Annotated in this window: 19 protein-coding genes and 1 other RNA gene; 4 read left to right on the forward strand and 16 right to left on the reverse strand. The window is 68.7% G+C overall.

Translation table 11 applies throughout. The features are described from left to right. Positions 1-39: 39 nt before the first annotated feature. The 6 genes from ssrA to prfB form a co-directional block, all read right to left on the reverse strand. Positions 40-396, reverse strand: a transfer-messenger RNA (tmRNA) gene (gene ssrA, locus OXK16_02675). Positions 397-466: 70 nt separating this feature from the next. Further along, positions 467-946: an SsrA-binding protein SmpB gene (gene smpB / locus OXK16_02680; GenBank protein ID MDE0374852.1), complete on the reverse strand. Its 480-nt coding sequence runs from the start codon at positions 944-946 to the stop codon at positions 467-469. Positions 947-950: 4 nt separating this feature from the next. After that, entirely contained in the window at positions 951-2,156 is a 1,206-nt protein-coding gene (locus tag OXK16_02685; GenBank protein MDE0374853.1) for a peptidoglycan DD-metalloendopeptidase family protein, read from the reverse strand. A 2-nt stretch (positions 2,157-2,158) separates the two neighbouring features. Further along, positions 2,159-3,031 carry a permease-like cell division protein FtsX gene (locus OXK16_02690; GenBank protein ID MDE0374854.1) on the reverse strand — a complete coding sequence of 291 codons (873 nt, stop codon included), beginning with the start codon at positions 3,029-3,031 and terminating at the stop codon, positions 2,159-2,161. Further along, a complete protein-coding gene (ftsE, locus tag OXK16_02695) occupies positions 3,028-3,720 on the reverse strand; it encodes a cell division ATP-binding protein FtsE (GenBank protein MDE0374855.1) in 693 nt (230 codons plus the stop codon). The genes OXK16_02690 and ftsE overlap by 4 nt, the downstream gene beginning before the upstream one ends. Positions 3,721-3,796: 76 nt before the next feature. After that, positions 3,797-4,943, reverse strand: a protein-coding gene (gene prfB, locus OXK16_02700; GenBank protein MDE0374856.1) for a peptide chain release factor 2 whose coding sequence is annotated in 2 segments (ribosomal slippage) — positions 3,797-4,870 and positions 4,872-4,943 — 1,146 coding nt in all. Because the reading frame shifts where the segments join, the coding sequence is not laid out codon by codon here. A gap of 180 nt (positions 4,944-5,123) precedes the next feature. Between prfB and OXK16_02705 the strand changes: the two genes are divergently transcribed. Beyond that, positions 5,124-5,456, forward strand: a complete 333-nt coding sequence (locus OXK16_02705; protein ID MDE0374857.1) for a hypothetical protein — start codon at positions 5,124-5,126, stop codon at positions 5,454-5,456. A 317-nt stretch (positions 5,457-5,773) separates the two neighbouring features. On the opposite strand, the gene secA is transcribed toward OXK16_02705, so the two are convergent. The 4 genes from secA to manB all read right to left on the reverse strand — a co-directional run bounded on the left by secA (position 5,774) and on the right by manB (position 11,155). Next, positions 5,774-8,422 (reverse strand): preprotein translocase subunit SecA, encoded by a 2,649-nt coding sequence (gene secA, locus OXK16_02710; GenBank protein MDE0374858.1) that lies wholly within the window; start codon positions 8,420-8,422, stop codon positions 5,774-5,776. A 144-nt stretch (positions 8,423-8,566) separates the two neighbouring features. Further along, positions 8,567-9,118 carry a ribosome-associated translation inhibitor RaiA gene (raiA, locus tag OXK16_02715; protein ID MDE0374859.1) on the reverse strand — a complete coding sequence of 184 codons (552 nt, stop codon included), beginning with the start codon at positions 9,116-9,118 and terminating at the stop codon, positions 8,567-8,569. Continuing rightward, on the reverse strand, positions 9,075-9,596 hold the full coding sequence (locus OXK16_02720; GenBank protein ID MDE0374860.1) for a hypothetical protein: 522 nt from the start codon (positions 9,594-9,596) through the stop codon (positions 9,075-9,077). The genes raiA and OXK16_02720 overlap by 44 nt, the downstream gene beginning before the upstream one ends. Before the next feature lie 194 nt (positions 9,597-9,790). Further along, on the reverse strand, positions 9,791-11,155 hold the full coding sequence (gene manB / locus OXK16_02725; GenBank protein ID MDE0374861.1) for a phosphomannomutase/phosphoglucomutase: 1,365 nt from the start codon (positions 11,153-11,155) through the stop codon (positions 9,791-9,793). A 141-nt stretch (positions 11,156-11,296) separates the two neighbouring features. On the opposite strand from manB, the gene OXK16_02730 reads away from it, so the two are divergent. Continuing rightward, entirely contained in the window at positions 11,297-11,995 is a 699-nt protein-coding gene (locus OXK16_02730; protein MDE0374862.1) for a glycosyltransferase, read from the forward strand. A gap of 4 nt (positions 11,996-11,999) precedes the next feature. Here OXK16_02730 and OXK16_02735 read toward each other — a convergent pair whose 3' ends face one another. The 4 genes from OXK16_02735 to OXK16_02750 are packed head-to-tail and all read right to left on the reverse strand — an operon-like array spanning position 12,000 to position 19,000. Further along, positions 12,000-14,540 (reverse strand): hypothetical protein, encoded by a 2,541-nt coding sequence (locus OXK16_02735; GenBank protein MDE0374863.1) that lies wholly within the window; start codon positions 14,538-14,540, stop codon positions 12,000-12,002. Further along, the gene (locus OXK16_02740; protein ID MDE0374864.1) at positions 14,537-14,917 is read right to left on the reverse strand and encodes a hypothetical protein; all 381 of its coding nucleotides are present in this window, start codon (positions 14,915-14,917) and stop codon (positions 14,537-14,539) included. The genes OXK16_02735 and OXK16_02740 overlap by 4 nt, the downstream gene beginning before the upstream one ends. After that, on the reverse strand, positions 14,910-16,217 hold the full coding sequence (locus OXK16_02745) for a DUF5719 family protein (protein ID MDE0374865.1): 1,308 nt from the start codon (positions 16,215-16,217) through the stop codon (positions 14,910-14,912). Before OXK16_02745 ends, OXK16_02740 begins: the two co-directional genes overlap by 8 nt. After that, positions 16,214-19,000, reverse strand: coding sequence for a glycosyltransferase (locus OXK16_02750; protein ID MDE0374866.1), 2,787 nt, complete (start codon positions 18,998-19,000; stop codon positions 16,214-16,216). Before OXK16_02750 ends, OXK16_02745 begins: the two co-directional genes overlap by 4 nt. Before the next feature lie 63 nt (positions 19,001-19,063). On the opposite strand from OXK16_02750, the gene OXK16_02755 reads away from it, so the two are divergent. Both OXK16_02755 and cofE read left to right on the forward strand, forming a co-directional pair. Then, positions 19,064-19,999 carry a 2-phospho-L-lactate transferase CofD family protein gene (locus tag OXK16_02755; protein ID MDE0374867.1) on the forward strand — a complete coding sequence of 312 codons (936 nt, stop codon included), beginning with the start codon at positions 19,064-19,066 and terminating at the stop codon, positions 19,997-19,999. Next, positions 19,996-20,697: a coenzyme F420-0:L-glutamate ligase gene (gene cofE / locus OXK16_02760; protein ID MDE0374868.1), complete on the forward strand. Its 702-nt coding sequence runs from the start codon at positions 19,996-19,998 to the stop codon at positions 20,695-20,697. The genes OXK16_02755 and cofE overlap by 4 nt, the downstream gene beginning before the upstream one ends. A 53-nt stretch (positions 20,698-20,750) precedes the next feature. Here the strand turns inward: cofE and OXK16_02765 are convergent, their stop codons facing one another. Next, positions 20,751-21,710, reverse strand: a complete 960-nt coding sequence (locus tag OXK16_02765) for a GDP-mannose 4,6-dehydratase (protein ID MDE0374869.1) — start codon at positions 21,708-21,710, stop codon at positions 20,751-20,753. Continuing rightward, positions 21,707-23,050 carry a UDP-glucose/GDP-mannose dehydrogenase family protein gene (locus tag OXK16_02770; GenBank protein ID MDE0374870.1) on the reverse strand — a complete coding sequence of 448 codons (1,344 nt, stop codon included), beginning with the start codon at positions 23,048-23,050 and terminating at the stop codon, positions 21,707-21,709. Before OXK16_02770 ends, OXK16_02765 begins: the two co-directional genes overlap by 4 nt.

Here is a 23,050-nt window from a genome sequence, read left to right on the forward strand (position 1 = left end):
TCCAAACATGGCTCTGACCAGGGAATAAATAGCAAATAAAGGTGGAGGTGCGGGGAATCGAACCCCGGTCCGTCGGTACTTCGGTGGCGGCATCTCCGAGCGCAGCCGATGGCGAGCCTTCAGGCGGTCGGACTCCATCGGCGAGTGACCGTCCGCCCTACACCCGGATTGATCTCAACCCTCCTGTCCGGGCATCCCGGAGGGTCCATCCTGCTGAGCGACGCCCACTCCGAAGGGGGCAGGAACCCCTCCGGGGGACGGGCTACCTTTCTCTAGGCAGCCAGTGCAAGGTTTGGCTTGGCACTTATGGTTGTTACCGGCTGTTTAACGAGGACTCCGGTGACCTCGGCTCGCTTCCAACACCTCTACTACCGACGTCGAAACCTGTTCACCCCCAATAGAGATTGTTCGATCAGTGTACACCCGTCCCGTGACAAGCGACCTCGCCCCTAACCCTCGGGGAGTCTCACGTCGACCGGCGGCGGTCCGACATGGCCCGGCGTGCCTCCCGCTCCATTTCACGGGCCTTCAGCTTCTGCCGCTTGTCGTAGCGACGGGAACCCCGGCCGATCCCGATCAGCACCTTGACCCGCCCGTTCTTCCAGTACATCTTGACCGGAACGATGGTGAGACCTCGCTCCTGGACGCGGCTGTTGATCCGCCCGATCTCCCGGCTGTGGAGGAGCAGCTTGCGCTCCCGCTTGGCCTCGTGGCCACCGTGCCGGGCCATCTCGTAGGGAGCGATATGCATGCCCAGCAGCCACACCTCGCCCCGGCGTACCAGGCCGTAGGCCTCTCGCAACTGGACCTGGCCCGCTCGCAGGCTCTTCACCTCGGAGCCGGTCAGCACGATGCCGGCCTCGTACTCCTCGTCGAACACGTAATCAAACCGCGCCCGGCGGTTGGAAGCGATAACCGAGCCCGCTTTCTTCTTCTCACGGTTCACGATCTCACCTCGGCAGGTAGAGCATCGGGTCCACCGGGCTGCCCACCTCCCGCACCTCGAAGTGCAAGTGGGGACCGGTACAGAAGCCGGTGCATCCGACGTACGCCACCACCTCGCCGGCCAGCACCTCCTCGCCCTCGCTGGCCGCGATCCGGGACGCATGGGCATAGAGGGTCGATAGGCCCCCGCCGTGGTCCACCACCACGGTCCGCCCGTAGCCTCCCCAGGTCCCCGCCAGGATCACCGTGCCGTTGGCGGCGGCGTGGATGGGCTCCCCGGTACTGCCCCGAAGGTCGATCCCGGTGTGCAGGCGGCGATCACCGAATATGGGATGGATGCGCCACCCGTAAGGTGAGGTGAGGGCGCCGCCCACCGGCCAGGCCAGGACGCCCGGCGCCCGCCCCTCGCGGACCTGGCGCCGGAGGATCTCGAGCTCGATCCTCTTGGACTCGGCCTCCAGGGCGGCCACGTGATCCTCATGGTCCTCGATCTCGCCGATCACCTCGGCCAGCAACTCCTCCTGCCGAATCAACTCCTCGCCGAGCTGCTCCCGCGCCGACGCCACCTCCGCGCGATACTGGTGGGCCAGGGTTTGCTCCGCCTCCAGCCGGGTGAGCAGCTCTGCTTCGCGCTCCTGTTCCCGCACCAGCTCCTCCTGGCGGGTCACCTCCTGGCGCTCCAGGATCTCGAGCGAGTGCAGCAGCAACTCCGTGTCCTCCAGCAGGCGGCGCGAATACTCCAGCCGGATCGAGTTGGACTCCGGATCCCAGGCGCCCGCGAACAGGGAGTTGATCCCGGTCGCGCTGCTCATGTACATCTCGACCGTTCGCTCCCGGAGGGACTCCCCGGTGACCCGCTGGTCCAGCCTGGTCCTGGCCAGTTCGGCGTCCATCAACCTGACCCGGCGGCTGAGGCCCGTGAAGGCATCCCGGCTCACCGCCACCGCCGCGTCCGCCGAGGTCAACTGATCCTCCGCCGCCCAGAGTCGAACCCTCAACTCCTCCATGCGGGCTTCCGTTTCCTCGATCTGCTCCACGTAGGCCGTGCGCTCCGCCTCCGCGCCCTCGATCAGCCGTTCAAGCTCGGCCATCTGCCGCTCGACCTGATCGAGACGCTGCTCCTCGTCCTGGGCCTCGACCAGCACCGGCGCGGCCGCCATGACCCCCAGCACGGCCAGCACCAATGCCCCGACCAGCCCCAGCCGGCGCACGGTCACACCCTCAGAAAGCGTCTCAGCCCGAGGCTGCTCCCGATGAATCCCGCCAGACCGCCGAACGCAAGGATCAGGATGGCCCGGCTCAGCAGGAACCCCTGGTCAACCTGGAAGCGGATCAGAATATCGGTGGGGATTCGCTCCAGCAGGTTGTGACTCGCGAACACCGCCGCCGCAGCCAGCCCGCCTCCCAGCAGGCCGACCGTGGCGCCTTCGATGATGAACGGGACGCGGATGAACCAGTTGCCGGCGCCCACCAGCTTCATGATGGCGATCTCCTCCCGCCGGGCGTAGATGGCCATGCGGATGGTGTTGGCGATCAATACCACCGCCGACGCCCCCATGAGCACCACCAGGCCGAAACCGATGGAGTTGAGCACTCCGGTGAGGCTGAGCAGCCGCTCGATCCCCTCGCTGAACACCGATAGGCGCCTGAGGAGCGGGTGGCCCACCAACCGGAACTGGACCTCCTGGTAGGTCGAGATGTCCTCGAGCTCCACCCGGATCGAGGCGGGAAGATCGGCCGCCGTCACCGTCGCAGCCAGCGCCGGCTGGTCGCTGTAGATCTCCAGGAACTCCTGGTAGGCGCCCGCCTTGTCCATGTACCAGGCGTTCTTCACCTCGGGATAGTCGTTGATCTGAGCCAGGAGCTCGCTGTGGGCCACCGGACCGCCCTCGTCCTTGAGGAAGATGATCAGGTGGTCTCCCTGCTGCCACTGCAGGGTGTTGACCCGCACCAATTCGTTGAACACCAGCGCGCCGAACGCCAGCGCCAGGGACACGAACACGGCCAGGACGGCGCCGGTCGCCACCAGGGCATTGCGGCGCAGATTGACGAAGGCCTCGCCGATCAGAAAGAGAAAGGTGCTCACGTCTCTTCGGACGACTCGTAGCCCGACTCGCCTTGATCCCGGACCACCCGTCCCCGGTCGAGCTGCACCACCCGGCGGCGCATCGCGTCCACGATGGCGAAGTCGTGGGTGGCCATCATCACCGTCGTGCCGGTGCGGTTGATCCGGTCTAGCAGCCTCATGATGCCCACCGACGTGGCGGGGTCGAGGTTGCCGGTCGGCTCATCGGCAAGCAGGATCGGCGGCCGGTTGACGAAGGCCCGGGCGATGGACACCCGTTGCTGCTCGCCTCCGGACAGCTGCCGGGGGTAGCGGTCGGTCTTGGCCGACAGCCCCACGAGCTCCAGCACCGTGTTCACCTGGCGGCGCACGATGGAGCGCGGGCATCCGGTCACCTTGAGGGCGAAGGCCACGTTCTCGGCCACGGTCTTGGTGGGCAGCAGCTTGAAGTCCTGGAAGATGGTTCCGACCGTGCGGCGGAGGTACGGAACCCGCCAGGTGGGCAGCTTGGTGATGTCCTTGCCGGCCACCCAGATCTTGCCCCGGGTCACCTTCTCCTCGCGCAGGCACATCCGGATCAGCGTGGACTTCCCCGAGCCTGACGGACCCACCAGGAAGACGAACTCCCCCTTGCGAACGTCCATGCTCACTTCCTGGACTGCCACCACCCCACCGTCGTAGACCTTGGCAACATTATGCAGTCGGATCATGAACGTCCCTGTCCCACCGAGTCCGGAAGCGTACGGGATGCTGAGACTACCAACGGGTCCCCACTACTCAAAGGGTTTAGGAGCGGGTGTCAACCCCGGCGTCCCTCCGATCCTTCCGCTCCCGGTTGGCCCGGCGCCAGTGCAGGTAGGACTCGGTGAGCCTTCCGAGGCCGCCGTCCAGCACGCCCTGGACATTGCCGACCTCCAGCCCGGTCCTGAGGTCCTTCACCTGCTGGTAGGGCTGGAGGACGTAGGAGCGGATCTGGCGCCCCCAGGCAGCTTCGGTCTGCTCCCCGCGAATCTCATCCAGTTCCTGTTGCTGGCGGACACGGGCCAACTCGGCCAGCTTCGCCCTGAGGAGGGCCATGGCCCTGGCCCGGTTCTGGAGCTGGGAGCGCTCCGCCTGGCAGGCCACCACGATGCCCGTCGGCAGGTGGGTGAGCCGGACCGCCGAGTCGGTGGTGTTCACGTGCTGGCCACCGGCGCCCTGGGAGCGGTAGGTGTCGATCCGCAGGTCGTCCGGACTGATCTCGACGGCGGCATCCTCCACCAGCGGCACCACGTCCACCCCGGCGAAGGAGGTGTGGCGGCGGGAGTTGGAGTCGAAGGGTGATATGCGCACCAGGCGATGGACACCGCGCTCGGCCTCGAGAACCGCGTACGCATGCTCTCCCTCGGCAGTCAGGGTGGCCGACTTGATACCCGCCTCCTCGCCCGACTGGAGGTCGTCGATCTCGTGTTCGAAGCCGAGCTCGGTCAGGTAGCGGACGTACATACGGACCATCATCTCCGCCCAGTCCTGGGCGTCGACGCCCCCGGCGCCGGCGTGCACGCTGAGGATGGCGGCATGGTCGTCGTACTCGCCGAAGTAGAGCGACTCCTCCTCGAGATCCGCGATCCGCCGCTCGGTGGCGTCAAGGTCGCGAGCCACCTCGTCGAGGGTGGCACGGTCGCCTTCCTCTCGGGCCAGGTCGACAAGGATGCCCGCGTCGTCCAGGTCGTTCTCCATGGCCTCCACCCTGTTCACCAGGCGCTCGATCCGGCCCAGCCGGCGGGTCAGGCGGGTGGCTCGGTCAGGATCGTCCCAGAGGTCGGGAAGGGAGACCTGTGCCCTCAGCTCGACCAGGTCGGCGAGCTTGGAATCGACATCAAAGGAACCTCCGGGCGTCCGAGAGGCGGGCGCGCAGGTCGTCGATGAGCGGGCGCGGGTCGGTTCGGTCCATGACGGACGGGAGGTTAGCCCCGATTCTTCGTGCGTCTGGGATTCGCGCCGTGAATGGTCGGGAGCCGGCTTCCAGACCGGTGCGCTGTGAACATCAAGATTCGGGGGAGCAGGCCGACTCCGGGCCCGCGGAGGCGTGATCACGGCCTGATTAGGAACGCTTCCCGCATAGAATCCCGGTATGGACCGACTGCTTGCCGCGATCACCAGGAAATGCCGAGCCGCCATCGCTGAGTGGGCGGCCCGGCGCGAGGGAGCGCGCCACCTCCCCCGCGACATCTTCACGGCGGCCCGCCATATCGTGGGCCCCACCGGGTATGCCTTTTCCGGCGCCTGGCAGCGACTCGATGAGGACGGCGCCAAATACCTACGATCCTTCGATCCCCGGATACCGCCCAGCGTCTTCCTGTCCCCCAGCGACCTGACCAGATCCGTCCATCCGGTACCCCTGGCAGAACGCTGCATCGAAGATTGGGACCAACCACCGGGCAACCAGGACGAGAGTTCCCGATGAGGCTACGTCAGATCTTCCGGATACTCACGGGCAAATCCGGGGCCGATAGGCATCGCCCGCGGCCCTTGTCGACCGAGACCGACCGCGCCACCTTCGATAGGAGCAACCTTGCCGTGGGTTATGGCCCTGGGGGGACTGCCGGATACAAGAAACCCGAGCCCACCCCGGCACCTTCCGAGAAACCACGCCGGAAGAAGCGCTAGGAGCGCCGGGCACCCAGGCAGTCGCGGTTGGCGGAACGCTGCATCGACGTCGTCGGCGCCCCAGCCAACTCCTAGAGCCGAATTGCTTGACAACCTTTCCGACCCCCCCGGGATTCAGACGCGGGCGGCCGCCATGCAGTCGGGTGTCTTGGAGCACCGTTTGGCCTTGAGGCCCGAGCCGCACGGACACGGGGCGTTGCGTCCCACCTTGGCCGACTTCGCTTGCTTGGGGCGCCGCGGTCCCGGACCCGCGGTGACGGCAGCCCGGGGTCTGGCCCGGCGCCGAGCCTCCGCCACCTCGACCCGGTAGAGGTAGCGGGCGGTGTCCCGCTTCACGGAGTCGACCAGGTAGCTGAACATCTCGTAGCCCTCTCGGCGGTACTCGGTCAAGGGATCCCGCTGGCCCATCGCTCTCAGGCCGATCCCGGCCCGCAGGTAGTCCATCTCCGACAGGTGATCCCGCCACTTGTTGTCGATGATCGACAGGGCGAGGCCCTGCTCGATGCGGCGCATCACCTCGGGCGTCAGTTCGGTCTCCCGCTCCTCGAAGCGGCGAACGGCGTCATCGGCAACCGCCTCGACCACCTCGTCGACCGATCTGGCTGCTCCCGCCAGGTCACGGGGTGATAGCTCGGACGAGTACAGGACCTGGAGCTCCCTGAACAGTCCATCCCAGTCCCACTCGGACGGCGGCACGTCCTCCGGCAGACCGGCCCGCACTGTGGCCTCGATCGACTCCTCCACCCATCCCACCACCAGGTCCCGGCTCTGCCGGGTGCGAAGGATGCCGTCCCGCCACTCGTAGATCACCTCACGCTGGCGGTTCATGACCTCGTCGTACTTGAGGACGTTCTTCCGGATCTCGAAGTTCTGCGACTCGACCTGCGACTGGGCCCGCTCCACGGCCTTGCTTACCATCTTCGCCTCGATCGGGACCTCGTCGGGCATCTTGAGGCGCTCCATGATGGTGCTGACCCGCTCGCTGGCGAACCTCCTCATCAGGTCGTCGCCCAGGGACAGGTAGAAGCGGGACTCCCCCGGATCGCCCTGGCGGCCCGACCGTCCACGGAGCTGGTTGTCGATCCGGCGGCTCTCGTGGCGCTCGGTCCCGAGCACGTAGAGACCCCCGGCCTCCAGCACCTGCCGCCGGGTCTCGTCCGTCGCGGCCTGGTGGGTATCGAGGATCTGCTGGTACTCCTTCTCCCACGGTGGAGTACCCGGCGTCAGGTCCGGTCGCTTCCGCATGGCGGCCCGGGCCAGACCCTCCGGGTTGCCGCCCAGTTGGATGTCCACGCCGCGGCCGGCCATGTTGGTGGCCACCGTGACCGCCCCGGGACGGCCGGCCTGGGCGATTATCTCGGCCTCCCGGGCGTGGTGCTTGGCGTTGAGGACCTCATGGGCTACTCCCCGTCTGGCCAGCAACCTCGCCACCCGTTCGGACTTCTCGATCGAGACCGTGCCCACCAGCACCGGTTGGCCCTCCCGGTGACGCTCCTCGATGTCCTGGGCGAGCGCCTGGTACTTGGCGTCCTCGGTCTTGTAGATCACGTCGGGCTGGTCGACCCTCGCCACCGAGACATGGGTGGGGACCTCCATGACCTCCAACCCGTAGATCTGCGAGAACTCGGAGGCCTCGGTCATGGCGGTTCCGGTCATCCCGGCCAGCTTGCCGTAGAGCCGGAAGTAGTTCTGGAGGGTGATCGCCGCCAGGGTCTGGTTCTCCTCCTTGATCCGCACTCCCTCCTTGGCCTCGATGGCCTGGTGGAGCCCTTCCGAGTAGCGGCGGCCTTCGAGAACCCGGCCGGTGAACTCGTCGACGATCAGGACCTGGCCATGCTGGACCAGGTACTCGACATCGCGGTGGTAGAGGGCCTTGGCCCGCAGGGCCTGCTCGAGATGGTGGACGAAGTCGACCGCCGCATGGTCGTACATGTTCTCCACGCCCAGCATGCGCTCGACCTGGGCCACGCCCTCCTCGGTGGTCAGGACCTGCCGCTTGCCGTAGTCGACCTCGTAGTGGGCGTCTTCGCGGAGACCCCGCACCAACCGGGCGAACTCCCGATACCAGCGGGCGTTGTCGCCCACCCTCCCGGAGATGATGAGAGGGGTACGAGCCTCGTCCACCAGGATCGAGTCCACCTCGTCGACGATGCCGAAGTGATGGCCGCGCTGCACGCGTAGCTGCATGGACATGGCCATGTTGTCGCGCAGGTAGTCGAAGCCGAACTCGTTGTTGGTGCCGTAGGTGACGTCAGCCTCGTAGGCGGGCTTGCGCGAGGCCGGATCGTCCCCTGCCTGGATGAGGCCCACGGAAAGGCCCAGCATCCGGTAGATGCCCCCCATCCACTCGGCATCGCGGGCGGCCAGGTAGTCATTGACGGTCACAACATGCACGCCTGTCCCGCCGAGGGCGTTCAGGTAGACCGGCATCGTGGAGACGAGTGTCTTGCCCTCCCCGGTCCGCATCTCGGCGATCATGCCCCGGTGGAGAGCGCCGGCGCCGACCACCTGGACGTCGTAATGCCGCTGGCCGAGCGTCCGCTTGGCGGCCTCCCTGACCGTGGCGAAGGCCTCGACCTCCAGATCGTCCAGCGATTCCCCGGACTCGAGGCGGCTCCGGAACTCGACGGTCTTGGTGGCGAGCGCGGAGTCGTCCAGCCCCTCCATCAGGGGCTCCATCTGGTTGACCCGCTCCGCCAGCGCCTCGAGGGACTTCAGGTTCTTGGACTCGCCGGCACGCAGTACCTTGCCGAGTAGCGACATGATTCACCGTTTCTCGTCTATCGGGCAGGAGGACACGTCAGGTCGACCCGCCGGGTCATGCTATCCGCCGCAGGAGCGTGTGAGAACCCCTACCCCGGGCCGTAGCGGCTACCGGCGCTCACGCACGGAATGGGTGTGGTCCGGCTAGGCGGGCTCTATCAACTCCAGCCACCCGCCTTTGGACCGGTGGATGACGTTCAGATCCCCCGTCTCGACGTTGGAGAAGAGAACCACGGTCTCTCCCATCTCATCCATGACGATGGCCGCCTCCTCGGGAGTCATCGGCTTGCCGACCGGCCGCTGCACCCGAGTGATGGACGCGTGCCGGTCATCGGGTCGGTCGGACCGCCGGCGGCGACCGCCCGCGCGAACGTCGGGCTTCGGACGGTGGCGGCGGCGGTCGCTGAGCTTCTGCGAGAGCCGGCGCAACCGGCGTTCGAAGTGCTCCGATGCGGCATCGATGGAACGGCTTACGGTGTCACCCTCGCCCGTCGCCCTGACCACCTGGCCGGCCGCACGAGCGGACAGCTCGGCCCGGAAGCGGTGGTCGGTGTCATGGCTGTTGACCCTGGTGACGTTCACATCGATCTCACCGAGTCGGTCGAAGAACTTGGCCGTCCGGCTGACCCGCCCTACTGCATGGGCACGGGTCTCATCCGTGAACCGGATTCCTCGCCCGCGTATCCGGACTTCCATGATCCGATGTTAATCGGATACCGCCTCCACCCGATCGGGAGCGGGTGAGGGTGATGGCCGCGGTGACGGCGCCCCGGCAGGCTGCGGCTGCCGAGCTCAGGGTGGCGCCGGTGGTCAGCACATCGTCCACCAGCACCGCTCCCCCCGGCGGCCGCGACACCGACCGGAACCGCAGGCCACCGCGGCGCCTGGACCGTATCTGGCTGCGGTGGAGCATGGGGGCGCGCAGCACGTCGGCCACGGGCAGGCCGGCTGTCCGGGCTAGAGCCACGGCCAGTGCCCTACCCGGGTCGGTACCGAACCTGGCCCGGCGAGGCAGCGACCTGGGTACCGGTACCAGGGCGGTCGCGCCGGTGGGAAGGAGATCGACCAGGAGGGGAGCCAGCCCCGAGGCGACCCGGTCGGCTCCCCGGTACTTCATGGCGTGGACGGCCTTGCGGATCGGACCCCCGTGTTCCAGCAGCGAGCGCACCAGCACGCCCGACGGGAGCCTGACCTCGCCGCCGGGCCGCAGGGACGCCGCGCAGGCGGGGCATACCGACGATCTCCTCTCCGGATCCCTCCGCGAAGTTCCTGCCGACGGGTTCCACCACCCGCACACCACACACACCATGCCCCCTGTTGTATCCGGACCCTGTGACAGTCTGCCCCCGCGCCGACCGACCATGGATGTCAGGCGGAGTCGATCACCTTCCGCACCCTGTCCACGAGTTCGTCCAACGACCCGGAGTCGGGTGCTTCGGCGTTGAGACGGAGCAAGGGTTCGGTGTTGGAGGGCCGGACGTTGAACCAGCTGTCTCCCAGATCGACCGTCAGCCCGTCGAGATGGTCCAGAGAGGCGCCGGCGAATGCGGACGCCACTGCCCGGATCGCCGCCGTCGGGTCGGTCACCACGGTGTTGATCTCCCCCGACATGGCGTACGGCTCGTAGCCGCGCCTCAACTCCGACAGAGGCACACCGGCCTCGGTCAGGACGGTCAGCAACACCAGCATGGCCAGCGTCGCGCTGTCCGCCCCGTAGTTGTCGCCGAAGTAGTAGTGCCCCGAGTGCTCACCCCCGAAGACCGCATCCTCATCCGCCATGACCGCCTTGATGAACGAATGACCCACCCTGGTCCGGACCGGCACCCCCCCGGCGGACCGGATGGCCTCGGCGACGCTCCTCGAGCAGATCAGGTTGTGCACGATCCGGGCGCCCGGCCGCCGGGCCAGGAACCAGCCCGCGATGATGGCGGTGGTGGTGCTCCCCGGGAGAGGAACACCCTGCTCGTCAACGAACACCGCCCGGTCGCCGTCCCCGTCGAAGGCCACTCCCACGTCGGCCTCCCGCGTGCGGACGAGGCGGACCAGGTCGGTGAGGTTGTCGGGGTTCAGGGGGTCGGCCGGATGGTGGGGAAAGGAGCCGTCGGGCTCCAGGTAGAGGCCCATCAGGGTGGACGAGGGCAACTGCCGGAAGAGCGGGCCTACCACGAGCCCGGCCATCCCGTTCCCGGCGTCGACCGCCACCCGAAGCGCCCCGATGCCCCCCGGATCGACGATTCCGAGCACATGCTCCAGGTAACCGGGCAGGGCGTCTCTCCGTATGACCCCGCCTCTGGCCTCCCCCCGGGAGTCCCCGGTCCACGAGCGCGCCACATCCCGGATTCGTTCCAGCCCCGAGCCCGACCCGATCGGCGCCGCCCCGCGATGGCAGAACTTGAGACCGTTGTAACCGGCCGGGTTGTGGGACGCGGTAACGACGGCGGCGGGAACCCCGTACAGGCCGGAGTGGTAGTAGACCACCTCGGTGGGAAGCAGGCCCAGGTCGGCCACATCGCATCCCTGCGACCGGACTCCCTTCCGGAAAGCAGCCGCCAGTGACTCTGACGAGGACCGGCAGTCTCGTCCCAGGGCTACCGTCGAGGCGCCGGTGACCCGGGCGAAGCCCACCCCGATGCGCTCGACGATCTCCTCGTCGAGATCCCCCCTGTCCACCCGACCCCGGACGTCGTAGGCCAGGAAGATTCGGTCGAAAGGGTCTGGGTCAGGGCTTCCCACGAGATATCCCGACTACTGGTCTGTCTGCGTGCCAGCCTGCCGTGCTCTGGCGGCCATACCACACCGCCTTCCCGGCCGGCGTGGAGTGAGGCATTTGCGGCGGTCGCCGAGTCCGATCCTACACTCGCCCCGGTAACGAACATGACCCCACCGCAGATCACCATCATCATCCCGGTCCACAACGAGGCCGGCTTCATGGGACCCGCCCTGGCCCGTATCCGGGAGCAGGTGGAGGCGGTGACGCCCCGGTACCGGATCATCCTGGTCGAGAACGGATCGACCGACGCCACCCATGCCGAGGCCCTGTCCGAGGCGTCCTCCGATCCCCGCCTGGACGTGATCCGGATCGACGGCGCCGACTACGGGCTTGCCATCCGCACCGGTATGGAGGCGGCCGGGAACCTGGGATGGCTGGTGGTGTTCGACATCGACTACCACTCTCGAGAATTCCTGCAAAGGGTCGCTGAGCTCGACGGATCGGCCGATGTGGTGATCGCCTCGAAGCGGGACCCCGGTTCCCTGGACCGGCGACCGTGGATACGACGCCTGGCCACCCGAGTGTTCAACCTGGCACTCCGGGCCGTGGTCGGATCCGGGCTGAGCGACACCCACGGCATCAAGGCGCTCCGGGCTCCCGTAGCCCAGGCGCTCCTCCCACGAGTGCGCCTCACCAAGGACCTGTTCGACACCGAACTGGTGCTTCGGGCCGAGCGGGCCGGGCACCGCATCATCGAGGTTCCTATCACCGTGGAGGAGTTGCGGGAAGCCCGCTCCTCGCTGCTCCGGCGGGTCCCGCGCACCCTCCGGGGACTGATCGCGCTGCGCCGGAGCCTCGGGTAACGGCTCAGCCGTATCCCGAACGGCCGGTGCCCCGCAGGGCGGGGTCGCGGAGCCCCTCGGGCGGTAGCCGGGCGGGAGCCATCCGCCGGCGTACGAGAGCGACCAACCAGATGACCAGGACGATCGCTCCGGCGAGGGTCAACGCAAATCCCGCCATCTCCACCCAGGTGTTCTCGAAACGCAGTTCTACCTCGCTATCGGTCGGGACCACCACCATGAAGGCCGGGGTGGCCCGCCACGGACCCTCGGCGCCGTAGGCCGTCCAGTTCGGGAAGTAGGACACCTTGATCAGGTGGGGAAGGCCCACGCCGGTGGTTGTGAACGCCACGCGGTGATCCTCCAGCACCACGTCGGACACCTCGACGTCCGAGTCGGTCGTGACCGGGACGGTGGCGCCGTCGAGGTCGGGAGTGGTCCGCTCCCAGTGCGAGGGACCGCCCGCCACGATCCATTGGTCCACGAGGCTGATGTCCTCGTACCAGTCGAGGGCCACGTCGACGAAGTGCGGCTCGGTGTCCTGGGTGAAGGTGGTCACCAGCGAGGTGAGGAGCCCGGAGCCTGACTCCTCGAAGACCCAGGGCTGGTTGACCGCCACCTCCACGAGAGAGCTCTCCGGAAGGGAATAGATCCGGAACGGGGGCGAATCCTGAACGAAGGTGAAGTCCGGATGCCGGTCGGCCCTGTCCTTGGCCGTGTCGGTGTAGGCAACGTAGTAGGACACGTTGAAGAGGCGCATATGCACGGCGCCCCGGTCGATGTCGCGGCTGTGGTAGGCCAGGCCGGGAATCGGGTTGGAGGGGGAACTGCTCAACTCGGACGCGTTGAGGAAGTGGAAGGGGGTGGTGACCGAGGACTCGAAGTAGAGGCCCTCCATCGAGGGGTGGGTGCCCTCCGTCCAGTAGGGGAACAGCATCGGCGCCATGGGGGTGCCGTACTTGTTGAGCTCGCTGTTGGCTTCCCATTGCACCCGCCCGGGCGGCAGGGCGCCCACTGCCGACATCACCCCCTCGTACTCGGGCCAGGTCGCCTTACCCTCGTAACCGAGGTAGTTCCAGCGTGCCCAGGCGCCCACGTAGTTCTCCTCGGTGACCACCCCCACGAAGATGACTCCCGTGATCGCCACGGACGCCAGGACGGGAAGGACCGTCCGGGTGGCGGGCCGCGGGCGGCGTCCCACCAGCCATAGCAGGAGGACCCCGGCCGCCGCCACCAGCATGTCGGGGCCCGAGATCCGCTCCACGAGCGGCTCCAGCCGCAACGTACCGACCCAGGCGGGCACGCCCTCGATGTTCCAGGCGGGTTCCCCGATACGAGGCCCGAACACCAGCACCAGGACGGCGCCCACGATGCCGCTCTGCACCCACCAGGTGGGCAGGCGCTCCGGGAGCCTGCGGATGGCCGCCACGACCAGCAGGCCGACCGCGATACCGGCGAAGAGGTGCAGGCCGTAGAACCAGTGGGGAAGGGCACGGCCGTTCCAGAGCTTTGCTCCCTGGCTGAGAAGGAAGAAGGCGGGGATCGGCACCAGCGTCAAGGCAGCCGGCGCGAGGGCCCGCCCGGTCCGCCGCAAGGCCATCACCAGCCCGATCACGCCCAGGATGGCCACCGGCCACAGTTCCACCGGCACAAGCTCGTCGAACCCCGCCAGGGGCTGCCAGTTCATCTCGGTCGTGTACCGGAGCCGGATGATCAGGGGCAACGCCCAGAATGCAGCCAGCATGAAGCCCACCGCCCAGGTTCCCGGAACGATCCACCAGGACAGCCCGGAGCGAGCCCCCTCCGGGCGAGCGCCGGTCCGGAGACGCCCCCACCACCCCGAGCGCGCCACCTGCACGAACAGCGTCGCCAGCAGCACGATCAGCGATGCGAACACCACGCCCATGGTCGGGATCACATGGCAGAGCGCGGTCCCGGCCAGCGCGGCGGCCGCGCCCACGAAGTACCTGCGATCGTCGTGCACCGCCCTGAGCAGGCAGCCCAGGTAGACCAGGGAGAAGGCGAACGACCATGAATACGAGAACTCCCCGGCCAGGCTGGATGCGATGGTGCCGCCGAAGATGTTGGGGGTGGGGGTCTCCATGAAGGCGTAGACGCCTCCCGCCGCCGCGGCGACCGCGGCGACCGGACGGGCGAAACCCATTGACCGGACGAGGAAGTACGTGGCCGGAGCGAGCGCGACCAGCCCCACGACCGTCACCGTCTTGAACGCCACCCCGTAGGGGAGTGCCAGGTCGAGGGCCACGATCACCAGCGAGGGAAGGGGGAAGTAGAAGTAGAAGATCGGGAACCCGGCGAACCAGTGGTTCGACCAGCCCATGATCCGACCGGACGGGAGCAGGACGTCCCGCAGGTAGGCGGGGCCGAGTACGTGAGCGCCCATGTCGCCGCCCGTCGGGGTGTTGGCGACCAGCAGCAGGTGGGGGGCCACCGCCACCAGGGTCGCCAGCGAGACCATGGCCACCAAGATGGCCGAGGTCCGGGTGGACCATCCCTGCGAACCCACCTCGTCCTCTATCGGCCCGGCCGGCTCGGCGGTCCCCGTCATACCCGCATCTTCCGGACCGCCCTCCGGAGGGCCGGCGGCTTCGGTACCTGGACGAACGAGGCCACTTGCCTGCCGTCGGCGCCGACCACCGCGCCCACCGGCAGGTCGGCCACCCCGACCCGGGCCAGCAGGTCGGAATGCTCCTCCCAACTCCGCTCCGTGAAGCCCGACTCGCCCAGGACCTCCCGATAGACCAGGCGGGCCTCATCGCACGCATCACACCCGGCGGCAGTGAACAGGTAGACGCCGGGGCCGTCGAGGTTCCCCTCCACGGAGAGCGGAGTGCGGGGCCGCCTCGGACGGAAAACGGCCGCCGCAAACACCACTCCTACCGCCAGCAGGACCACCAGCAGGCGAACCACGAAGTCCTCAGCCACTCGGGATCGCCCCCGAGAACATCGCCCGGCCGGACACGGTCGCCAGCCACCCCACCGTTAGCGGGCCTTGGGCGGTGACCCGCAGGCCGGCGACCTCCGAGGCCGCGATGTGGATGGTGCGGACCGAGTTGGGGGGAATCTCGATCACGTTGGCACGCGTCCTTCCCTCGGGCGTGAGCGTCCGGTAGGTGGCGGTCAACTCGGTAACCCCGGCGTTGAGCAGCCTGAGCCGGCTCCCGGACGGGACCACGCCCGGGCCCGGAACCAACCATCCGGTTGCCGTGGTCTGAGCGCCCACGGTCGCGGCGATGCCGGTCTCCGATCGAGCCACGATGGCCGCGCCGAAGGGTCCGTCGCCGGTCACCCGCACCCCGAACCCGGACGAACTCAACCCCTCCAGTGACACCCGCACCTGCCCGGGCCCCTCGATACGCCCCACCTGGGTGGGCAACTGCGCGCCGGACTCGTCGAACGCCTCGATCAGGAAGTTGACCGGAATCGAAGCTTCATTGGTCAGGACCAGGTCACTCCGTAGCCCGACCGCGCCGGCTACCGGGAACTCCCATCCGTCACCGGCGCCGGTGCCCGGCCAGACGGCCACATCAGCGCCGGTATCCAGCAACATGACCGGAATGACCGAACCCGCGACCGGTCGGACGATTATCGACAGGGACTCCCGGCGGGGCAGTATTTCCTCGAGCGCCACGACCCGCGTGCGCCGGGCCGGAACCGTCAATCCCTCCAGAGTCTCTCCGGCCTCGACACCCAACTCGCTGAATGCCCAGAGGTCGACCCGGGCGTCGGCGGTGAACGGGTTGAAGAGCCGGAGGACCAGGCTCTCGCCCTCGAGCGTGGAACCTCCCGGTAGATGCCAGGAGTCCGGAATCCCCCCTGAGCACAGGTCGCCCGCCAGCAGACCCTCACCCGCCGTCACCACCCCGACCGAGCCCACGCTCGTAGAGAACTCCACCATCGCGGAACTGGCGCCGACCGGACGGGGGTTCTCCACCCGGGCCGCCGTGTCTGTGTCGATCAAGCCCGACACCCTGTCCTCCACCTCGCCGCCCTCGAGGAAGGAGAGATCGAAGCCGGTCGGGCCTTCGCCCATCACGCTGTACGACGAGTTCCTGAGGCTGTCGGAGCGCGACCAGGGACAGTGGGCGAAATGGGATGGCCCCACGGTCGGCGCCTCCGCGCGGCTGATGTCCTCCACGGCCGGAACCGGCGGCCCCGGGGCGGGTTGCATGGTCGCGAACAAGACGGCCACGGCGGCCACGGCCAGACCGAGTATGCGGGTCATGCCGGTCCGTCCCCGGCCTCACGCCTGGACCGGACCAGTGACAGGCCCGCCAGCAGGATCACCATGACGCCTGCCGCCCGCGCCTGGAACCGGTACGAACCCATCCCTCCGAAGGTGGCGACTCCCGCCTCCGCCGGCACGCGATTGGCCCAGCCGTCCTGTTGCCAGGCGCCCGGGCCCCATCGGTGGTCGGCGTTCTCCGCGATCCGGACCGAGCCTCCGGCCTGCCGGCCCTCGTAGTCGGGCGCCACCCACGACCACGCCACCCCGCGATCGGTCATTGCCCGGTAGGCGGGGACGTCGTTCTCCCATACGCCTCCGGACTCCCCCACGAAGAGGCCGGCAAGAGGTCTCATATCCAACTGCGCGCTCATAGCGTCCGCAATCGGGCTCGGACCGGTAGCCGCCACCCAGCGGATACCGAACCGCGCCAGCAACTCTCCCGGGCGAAGCTCCTGCCCGGCAATCAACCCGACCAGCGTCTCCTCGAGGGCCGCATCTCCCAGGCGCGCCTCCGGCAGCCAGGCCTGCGGGTAGTCCAGGACACCGCCGATAAGGCGGTAGGGCGTGCCATCGGGCAGCACCCGATGCTGCCCCGGAAGGGTTTCCGGCGGCCCGGTGAGCAGCACCCGGTCGGGGCCATGGGCCTCGGCCCGGCTGGACGCGAACGCGAAGGCGCCGAACCGGTCGTCAGGCAGCCCCATGCGGCCGGCCGGCGCCGCGATCAGGGAGGTCACACCGACCACTATGGCCGCCACCATCGCCGCGTACGCGGCCGCCGTCCGGGGCAGCGAGACGTCGATACCGAGCGAGGCGGGCGCGTCGAGAGCGCCGGCCACGACCAGTGCGGCTCCCGCAGCAGTGGCGATCAGGCCGGCGGCCGTGGTTTCCTGGCCCGCGCCCGCAGAACCGGCCCGCGCCACGAGAAAACCGACCGATCCGATCACCGTACCCGTCACGGCGACCGAGAGCGGCCGGCCCCGGGCAACCACCATGGCCGCCGTGCCCGCCACCAGCAGCGGAACGGCCGCCCACCATGACGGATCGGGGTGGAACGGCGCGCCGCTCCCCAGCACCCCGGCCACGCCGCGTCCGCTCAACCACGGCATCAACACGGGCAGGGCGAGCACCGATCCGGCCGCGCCTACGACCAGGGGGCGGCCGCGCCGCGTCACTGGCGCCCAGACCAGTCCGAACAATATGGGAATCACGATCGAGAGCGGGACGAAGACAGCCGAGGCAGCGGTGGCGAGGCCCACCCTGGCGAGGCGCCCCGTCCAGCCCCGGACGGTCTCCGGATCACGCCCCACCACTCCCGCCAATGACCAGGGGAGCCCGCCGAGCGCCAGGAGGCCGGGCCAGTAGCCTTCCGCGGCCAGCCACAGCACCGGGAACCCGGCTACGAAGACCGCCCCGGCCACCAGGCAGGCTCCGCGACTGAGGCCGAGCCTCCGGATCAGGGTCACCGTGCCGGCCACACCCGCGGCGACCGCGCCCACCGTGAGAATGCCGGCGGCCCCGCCCCGACCACCCAGAAGCAGCTGGATCGCGGCGGTGGCGCCGACCGAGGGATGCATGGGCTCGGGACTGCCCAGCCCGCCCGGATGCCATCCACCGGCATAGGCGCGCAGGGTGTCCCAGGCCGACTCGGCCAGCGGCAGCAGGTATCCGGTCGCCGGCAGCCCCTCGGCAATGATGGAGCGGGTGAGCACGAGGACCAGCGCCACCCCCAGCACGGTCGTTATCACATCCGGTCTCTGCCAGAAGGCGGGCGGGGCGCGATCGTCCGGCTCCTCCTGCTCAGCGCCGGCGCCGAGCAGGGCGCCCAACTCGGCCGCGATCTCGCGCAGTTCCAGCGAGCCGCGGACCTGGAACCGGAACAGCTCGGCATCGGACTCCATGGAAGTCGCGGGGGCGCGCCGCCGGGCCTGCAGGGTCGAGGGTAGGTAGAGAAGGTTCCAGGCCCAGGTGCGGGCCCAGTCCACCGGTCCGGTGAGAGAGCCTTTCCCGAGCCGGTAGAGCCAGGTAGCCAGACCCACCAGGAACAGGGCGGGTAGAACCCACGTAAGGGTCACCAGGGAGTAGGTCTTGAGCATGATCCGGAGCCTTCCGGCCTGCTCCCGCCAAGTAGTGGGCCGCTTGGCGCCGCCGGCCCGGCTGAAGACCTCGGAACCCGGGCTCACGACCACCCGGCCGCCCACCACCCGTGCCCTCTGGCAGATGTCCAGGCCGAAGGAGAGGTAGGGCAGGGAGTGATCCAACCCGCCCAGACCCTCGGCCAGGTCCCTTCTGACGAGCAGCGAGGCCGGCTCCAGGAACGCCACGTCCCGGATGACGTCGAACTGCTCCTGGTCGATCTCCCCGGTCTCGAGGCCCGTGTACGGGAACCCGAACACATCGGTAGGCCCGCCCACGGACAGCAGCCGGTCGGGATGGTCCGTATCGAGGACCTTCGACCCCACCACGGACGCCTCCAGGCTCTCGGCGGCGTCGATCAGCGCTACCAGCGCGTCGGGCCGGGCCGTGGTACGGGAGTCGAGCATCCACAGGTAGTCGACCGGACCGTCAACTGCGTCCAGGGCCTCCGACAGCCGTCGGGCCGTCTTGGGCCCGTTCGCATCCGGCGTGACACCCGGCCGCCGCTCGGCGATGACCACCACGTCCTCGACCTCGTAGACTTGGGAGTCGATGCTTGCCAGCACTTCGGCGACGTCGTCTCCCCGGCGGGCCACCACCAGCGCCAGGACGCGCGGCTTCGGTGACGGTGGAGAGGACTGTGTCATGGATACCCCATTGTGTTACGGAATGAACTACAAGACAACAACCGTCACCCCGGCGCCCGGTCCGTGACGCGCCGCGTCGTCCTCCTGTCCGGCGGGGTCGGAGGCGCCCGCCTGGCTCGTGGGTTCGAGCACCTGGAGGGTGTCGAGTCCACGGTGGTGGTGAACGTGGGCGACGACGACACCTTCTACGGGTGGTCGGTGTCCCCCGACCTGGACACGGTGCTCTACACACTGGCGGGACAGGAAGGGACCGCCGGCTGGGGTCGAGCCGGTGACACCATGGTGCTGATGGACCATCTGGCAAGCTTCGGGGTCGACACCCGTTTCCGGATCGGAGACGCCGACGCCGCCCTCAACCTCTACCGGACCCTGCGGCTACGGGACGGCGATCCCCTCCACGCCATCACCGCCGATCTGGCGGGAATGATGGGGGTGGAGTCGACGATCATTCCCGCCACTGACGATCGTCTCCGGACCGAGGTGTTGACCGGCCCCGGCCGTTGGACGGCGTTCCAGGAGTACTTCGTGCTGCGTGGCCACCGCGACGATGTCGCCGAGCTGAGGTTCGTGGGCGAGGCTACGGCCCGGCCCGCCCCGGGGGTCGTGGATGCCATCGCGGACGCCGACGCGGTGGTCATCGCACCTTCCAACCCGCCCCTGTCCGTCTGGCCCATCCTGGCCGTCCGCGAGATCGCGGCCGCGGTCCGGGGAGCCCGCCGGGTGATGGCGGTCAGCCCGCTGTTCGGAGGCCGGGCGCTCAAGGGACCGGCCGACCGGGTGTTGACTTCGCTGGGACTCCCGCCGGGCAACGCCGGGGTGGCAGCGGCCTATCCGGGCCTGATACATGACTTCTTCATCGACAGCGCCGACCGGGCCGACGTGCCCGCCCTGACCCGCTCGGGGTTGTCGGTCCACGCCGGACCCACCCGCATCGCGGAGGTGGAACAGGCGGTCGGGTTGGCCAGACGGATGATCGGCTTGCTGGGACTCGATACATGACCATCTCGATAATCCCCGTCAAGGGCGTTCCCGAGGCCGAGCCCGGTGATGACGTGGCCGAACTGCTGATCGGAGGGCTGGCGGAGTCCCGGCTGGAGCCGGCGGACGGGGACGTGCTGGTCGTGACCCACAAGCTGGTATCGAAGGCCGAGGGTCGTATCGAGGACATCGGCGACGACCCGGAGGCCCGTCTCCGGCTGATCGAGCGGGAGGCGTCGGCCGTGCTCCGCCGCCGTGACGAGCTGGTGATCACGGAGACGCATCACGGGTTCGTGTGCGCCAACGCCGGAGTCGACAAGTCCAACGTCCGCGCCGGCTCCGCGGTGCTCCTCCCCATCGCTCCTGACCGGTCAGCGCGGCGGATCCGTACCCGTCTCCGGCAGGTCTTCGGGGTGACGATCGGCGTGATCATCACCGACACGTTCGGAAGGGCGTGGCGCCACGGCCTGACCGATGTGGCGATCGGCGTGGCCGGTATCCCGGCCGTGGTCGACTACCGGGGAACATTGGACACCCACGGGAACACCCTCGAAGTGACGGAGGTGGCGCTGGCGGACGAGCTGGCCGCGGCGGCCGACCTGGTGATGGGCAAGGCGAAGGGCATTCCCGCCGCCCTGATTCGTGGGGCGGATTACCCGCCGGGTGAGGGCTCGAGCGCCGACCTGGTACGGAGCCCCGGCCAAGACATGTTCCGCTAGCACACGCCCGGGTCAGTGGCCAGTGGTATATAACACCAACTAGCAACTAGCAACTAATTCGTAGCGAACCAGTCGACCGTGGCCTTGATGCCCTCGTCAAAGGAGGTGCGGGGCCTCCAATCCAGCTCTCGACGTGCCCGGCTGCATTCGAGGGCGGAACGGGGAACGTCGCCGGCACGCGGTGGTCCGTGGTTCGCTCCGCCACCGAAGCGGGCTTCTCGGGCCACCGCCCTGAACACCTCCAGGGTGCTGGTCTCGACGCCGGTGCCGATGTTGTAGACACCTCCCCCTCCCGTGTCCCCCGCCAGTACCAGCGCATCCACCACGTCCTCGACGTACACGTAGTCCCTGGTGTCATCGCCGGTTCCGAAGATGGTCGGGCGGGTCCTGTCCATGCAGGCCTTGGCGAAGATCGCCACAACACCTCCCTCGCCCGAGGAGTCCTGGCGTGGCCCGTAGACGTTGGCCGGGCGGACGACCGCGTAGTCCAGGTCTCGGAGCCGCTTCCACAGGTCCAGGTACTGCTCGGCCACCAGCTTGGAGAGGCCATAGGGCGACGCCGGATGCTTGGGGGTGTCCTCCGGTGTGGGGAGCGGGGCGTCCGGGCCGTAGATGGCGCCCCCGGTGGAGACGAACACCAGGCGGGGCATGCCGGCCAGCCGGGTCGCCTCCAGCAGGTTGAGGGTACCGGTGACATTGATGTCCGCATCCAGGCCCGGATCGGCCACGGAGACCGCCACCGATGTCTGGGCGGCCAGATGGAAGATCCGGTCAGGGGCGAACTTGGCGACTGCGGACGCCAGATGCTCGGAGCGGATGTCCATCTGATGGACGCTCACCTTCCCGAACCGGCGGGCGTCGGCCAGGCGGGACAGGCGGCCCGACGAGAGGTCATCCACCACCAGGACCGACCAGCGGTCGGAGATCAGCCGGTAGACCAGGCTCGACCCCAGAAAGCCCGCACCCCCGGTCACCAGGGCTCGCCCTTGGGTGGGACCCCGGCTCCAGATCATGACCGGCCCGTCCCCACGCCCCGGTAGGAGAGCCCCGCGGCCCGGACGGCCGCCGCATCCAGAAGGTTACGGGCATCCACCACCACCGAGCCCCGCATCACCGCCTTGACGGCCACCGGGTCGACCTGCCGGAATTGGGGCCACTCGGTCGCGACCAGCAGGACATCGGCCCCGTCCGCCGCGGCCAGCGGATCGGGCGACAACTCCATCCCCGGCATCGACAGAGAGGCCCGCGGGTCGTAGGCCCGGACGGCCGCGCCCGCTGCGGTCAGCCTCAGGGCGAGATCGGCAGCCGGCGACTCCCGGACGTCGTCCGTCCCCGCCTTGAACGCCAGACCCCACAGACCCACCGTCGCGCCGGACAGGTTCCCACCCACGGCGTCCGCGACCTTGCCGACGATCCTTCGCCTCTGGTCCTCGTTGACCTCCATCACAGCCCGGAGTAAGCGGAAGTCGTACCCGTGCCGTTCTGCCATCCCGCTCAGCGCGCGCGTGTCCTTCGGCAGGCAGGATCCACCGTAACCGGGTCCCGGCGCGAGGTAGTAGGAACCGATCCGGTGATCGCGGCCCACTCCCCTGAGCACGGCGGCCGCGTCAGCGCCTACTTCCTCGCACAGATTGGCGATCGAGTTCACGAAGCTGACCCGGGTGGCCAGATAGGCGTTGGCGGCGTACTTGATCATCTCCGCCGAGGCGGGATCGACCAGTACCCGCTCGCCCGGAAGGTCGCGGTACACGCCGGATGCGAGGACTTCCGCCGTGTGGGGGTCGGTCGAGCCGATGACGATCCGGTCCGGGTTCAAGAAGTCCTCCACCGCCGAGCCTTCCCGCAGGAACTCGGGATTGGATACAACCCCGACATCCCGTTCCGCGACAGCCGGCATCTGCGAGATCCGCCGGACGGTACCCACCGGAACGGTGGACTTGATGACCAGGACCGATCCGGCGGACAACGAGGGCGCCACGTCGGCGATCGCACGGTCCAGGGTGGAAGTGTCCACCGTTCCGCGATCGTCCGAGGGAGTGGGCAGGGCGATGAAGACCACCGACGCACCGTTCACGGCCTCCCGGTTGGATGCGTGGAAGCTGAGCCGCCCCGTAGCCCTGCCCTCGGATATGAGCGCCGCCAGGCCCGGCTCGTAGATTGGAACCCGTCCGGCCCGGAGGGCATCGAGTCTGGCCTCATCCCACTCGCCCAGCCGGACTTCATGGCCAAGCCGAACCAGCCCGCCTGCCTGCACCAGGCCCACGTAGCCGGCCCCGATCACCCCTATCCGCATCTCGCGCAAGGCACTCGCCCCTGCCGGCCCCTCCCCGTCGTCCGCACCCGGACGGCTCAT

Source organism: bacterium, assembly GCA_028821235.1.
Taxonomy (GTDB): Bacteria; Actinomycetota; Acidimicrobiia; order Spongiisociales; family Spongiisociaceae; genus Spongiisocius.

Coding starts and splice junctions, on each gene's coding strand:
- ftsE (MDE0374855.1), bottom strand. CDS start 3,720: ATGATCCGACTGCATAATGTTGCCAAGGTCTACGACGGTGGGGTGGTG.
- OXK16_02705 (MDE0374857.1), top strand. CDS start 5,124: ATGGACCGACTGCTTGCCGCGATCACCAGGAAATGCCGAGCCGCCATC.
- secA (MDE0374858.1), bottom strand. CDS start 8,422: ATGTCGCTACTCGGCAAGGTACTGCGTGCCGGCGAGTCCAAGAACCTG.
- raiA (MDE0374859.1), bottom strand. CDS start 9,118: ATGGAAGTCCGGATACGCGGGCGAGGAATCCGGTTCACGGATGAGACC.
- OXK16_02730 (MDE0374862.1), top strand. CDS start 11,297: ATGACCCCACCGCAGATCACCATCATCATCCCGGTCCACAACGAGGCC.
- OXK16_02735 (MDE0374863.1), bottom strand. CDS start 14,540: ATGACGGGGACCGCCGAGCCGGCCGGGCCGATAGAGGACGAGGTGGGT.
- OXK16_02745 (MDE0374865.1), bottom strand. CDS start 16,217: ATGACCCGCATACTCGGTCTGGCCGTGGCCGCCGTGGCCGTCTTGTTC.
- OXK16_02750 (MDE0374866.1), bottom strand. CDS start 19,000: ATGACACAGTCCTCTCCACCGTCACCGAAGCCGCGCGTCCTGGCGCTG.
- cofE (MDE0374868.1), top strand. CDS start 19,996: ATGACCATCTCGATAATCCCCGTCAAGGGCGTTCCCGAGGCCGAGCCC.
- OXK16_02765 (MDE0374869.1), bottom strand. CDS start 21,710: ATGATCTGGAGCCGGGGTCCCACCCAAGGGCGAGCCCTGGTGACCGGG.
- OXK16_02770 (MDE0374870.1), bottom strand. CDS start 23,050: ATGAGCCGTCCGGGTGCGGACGACGGGGAGGGGCCGGCAGGGGCGAGT.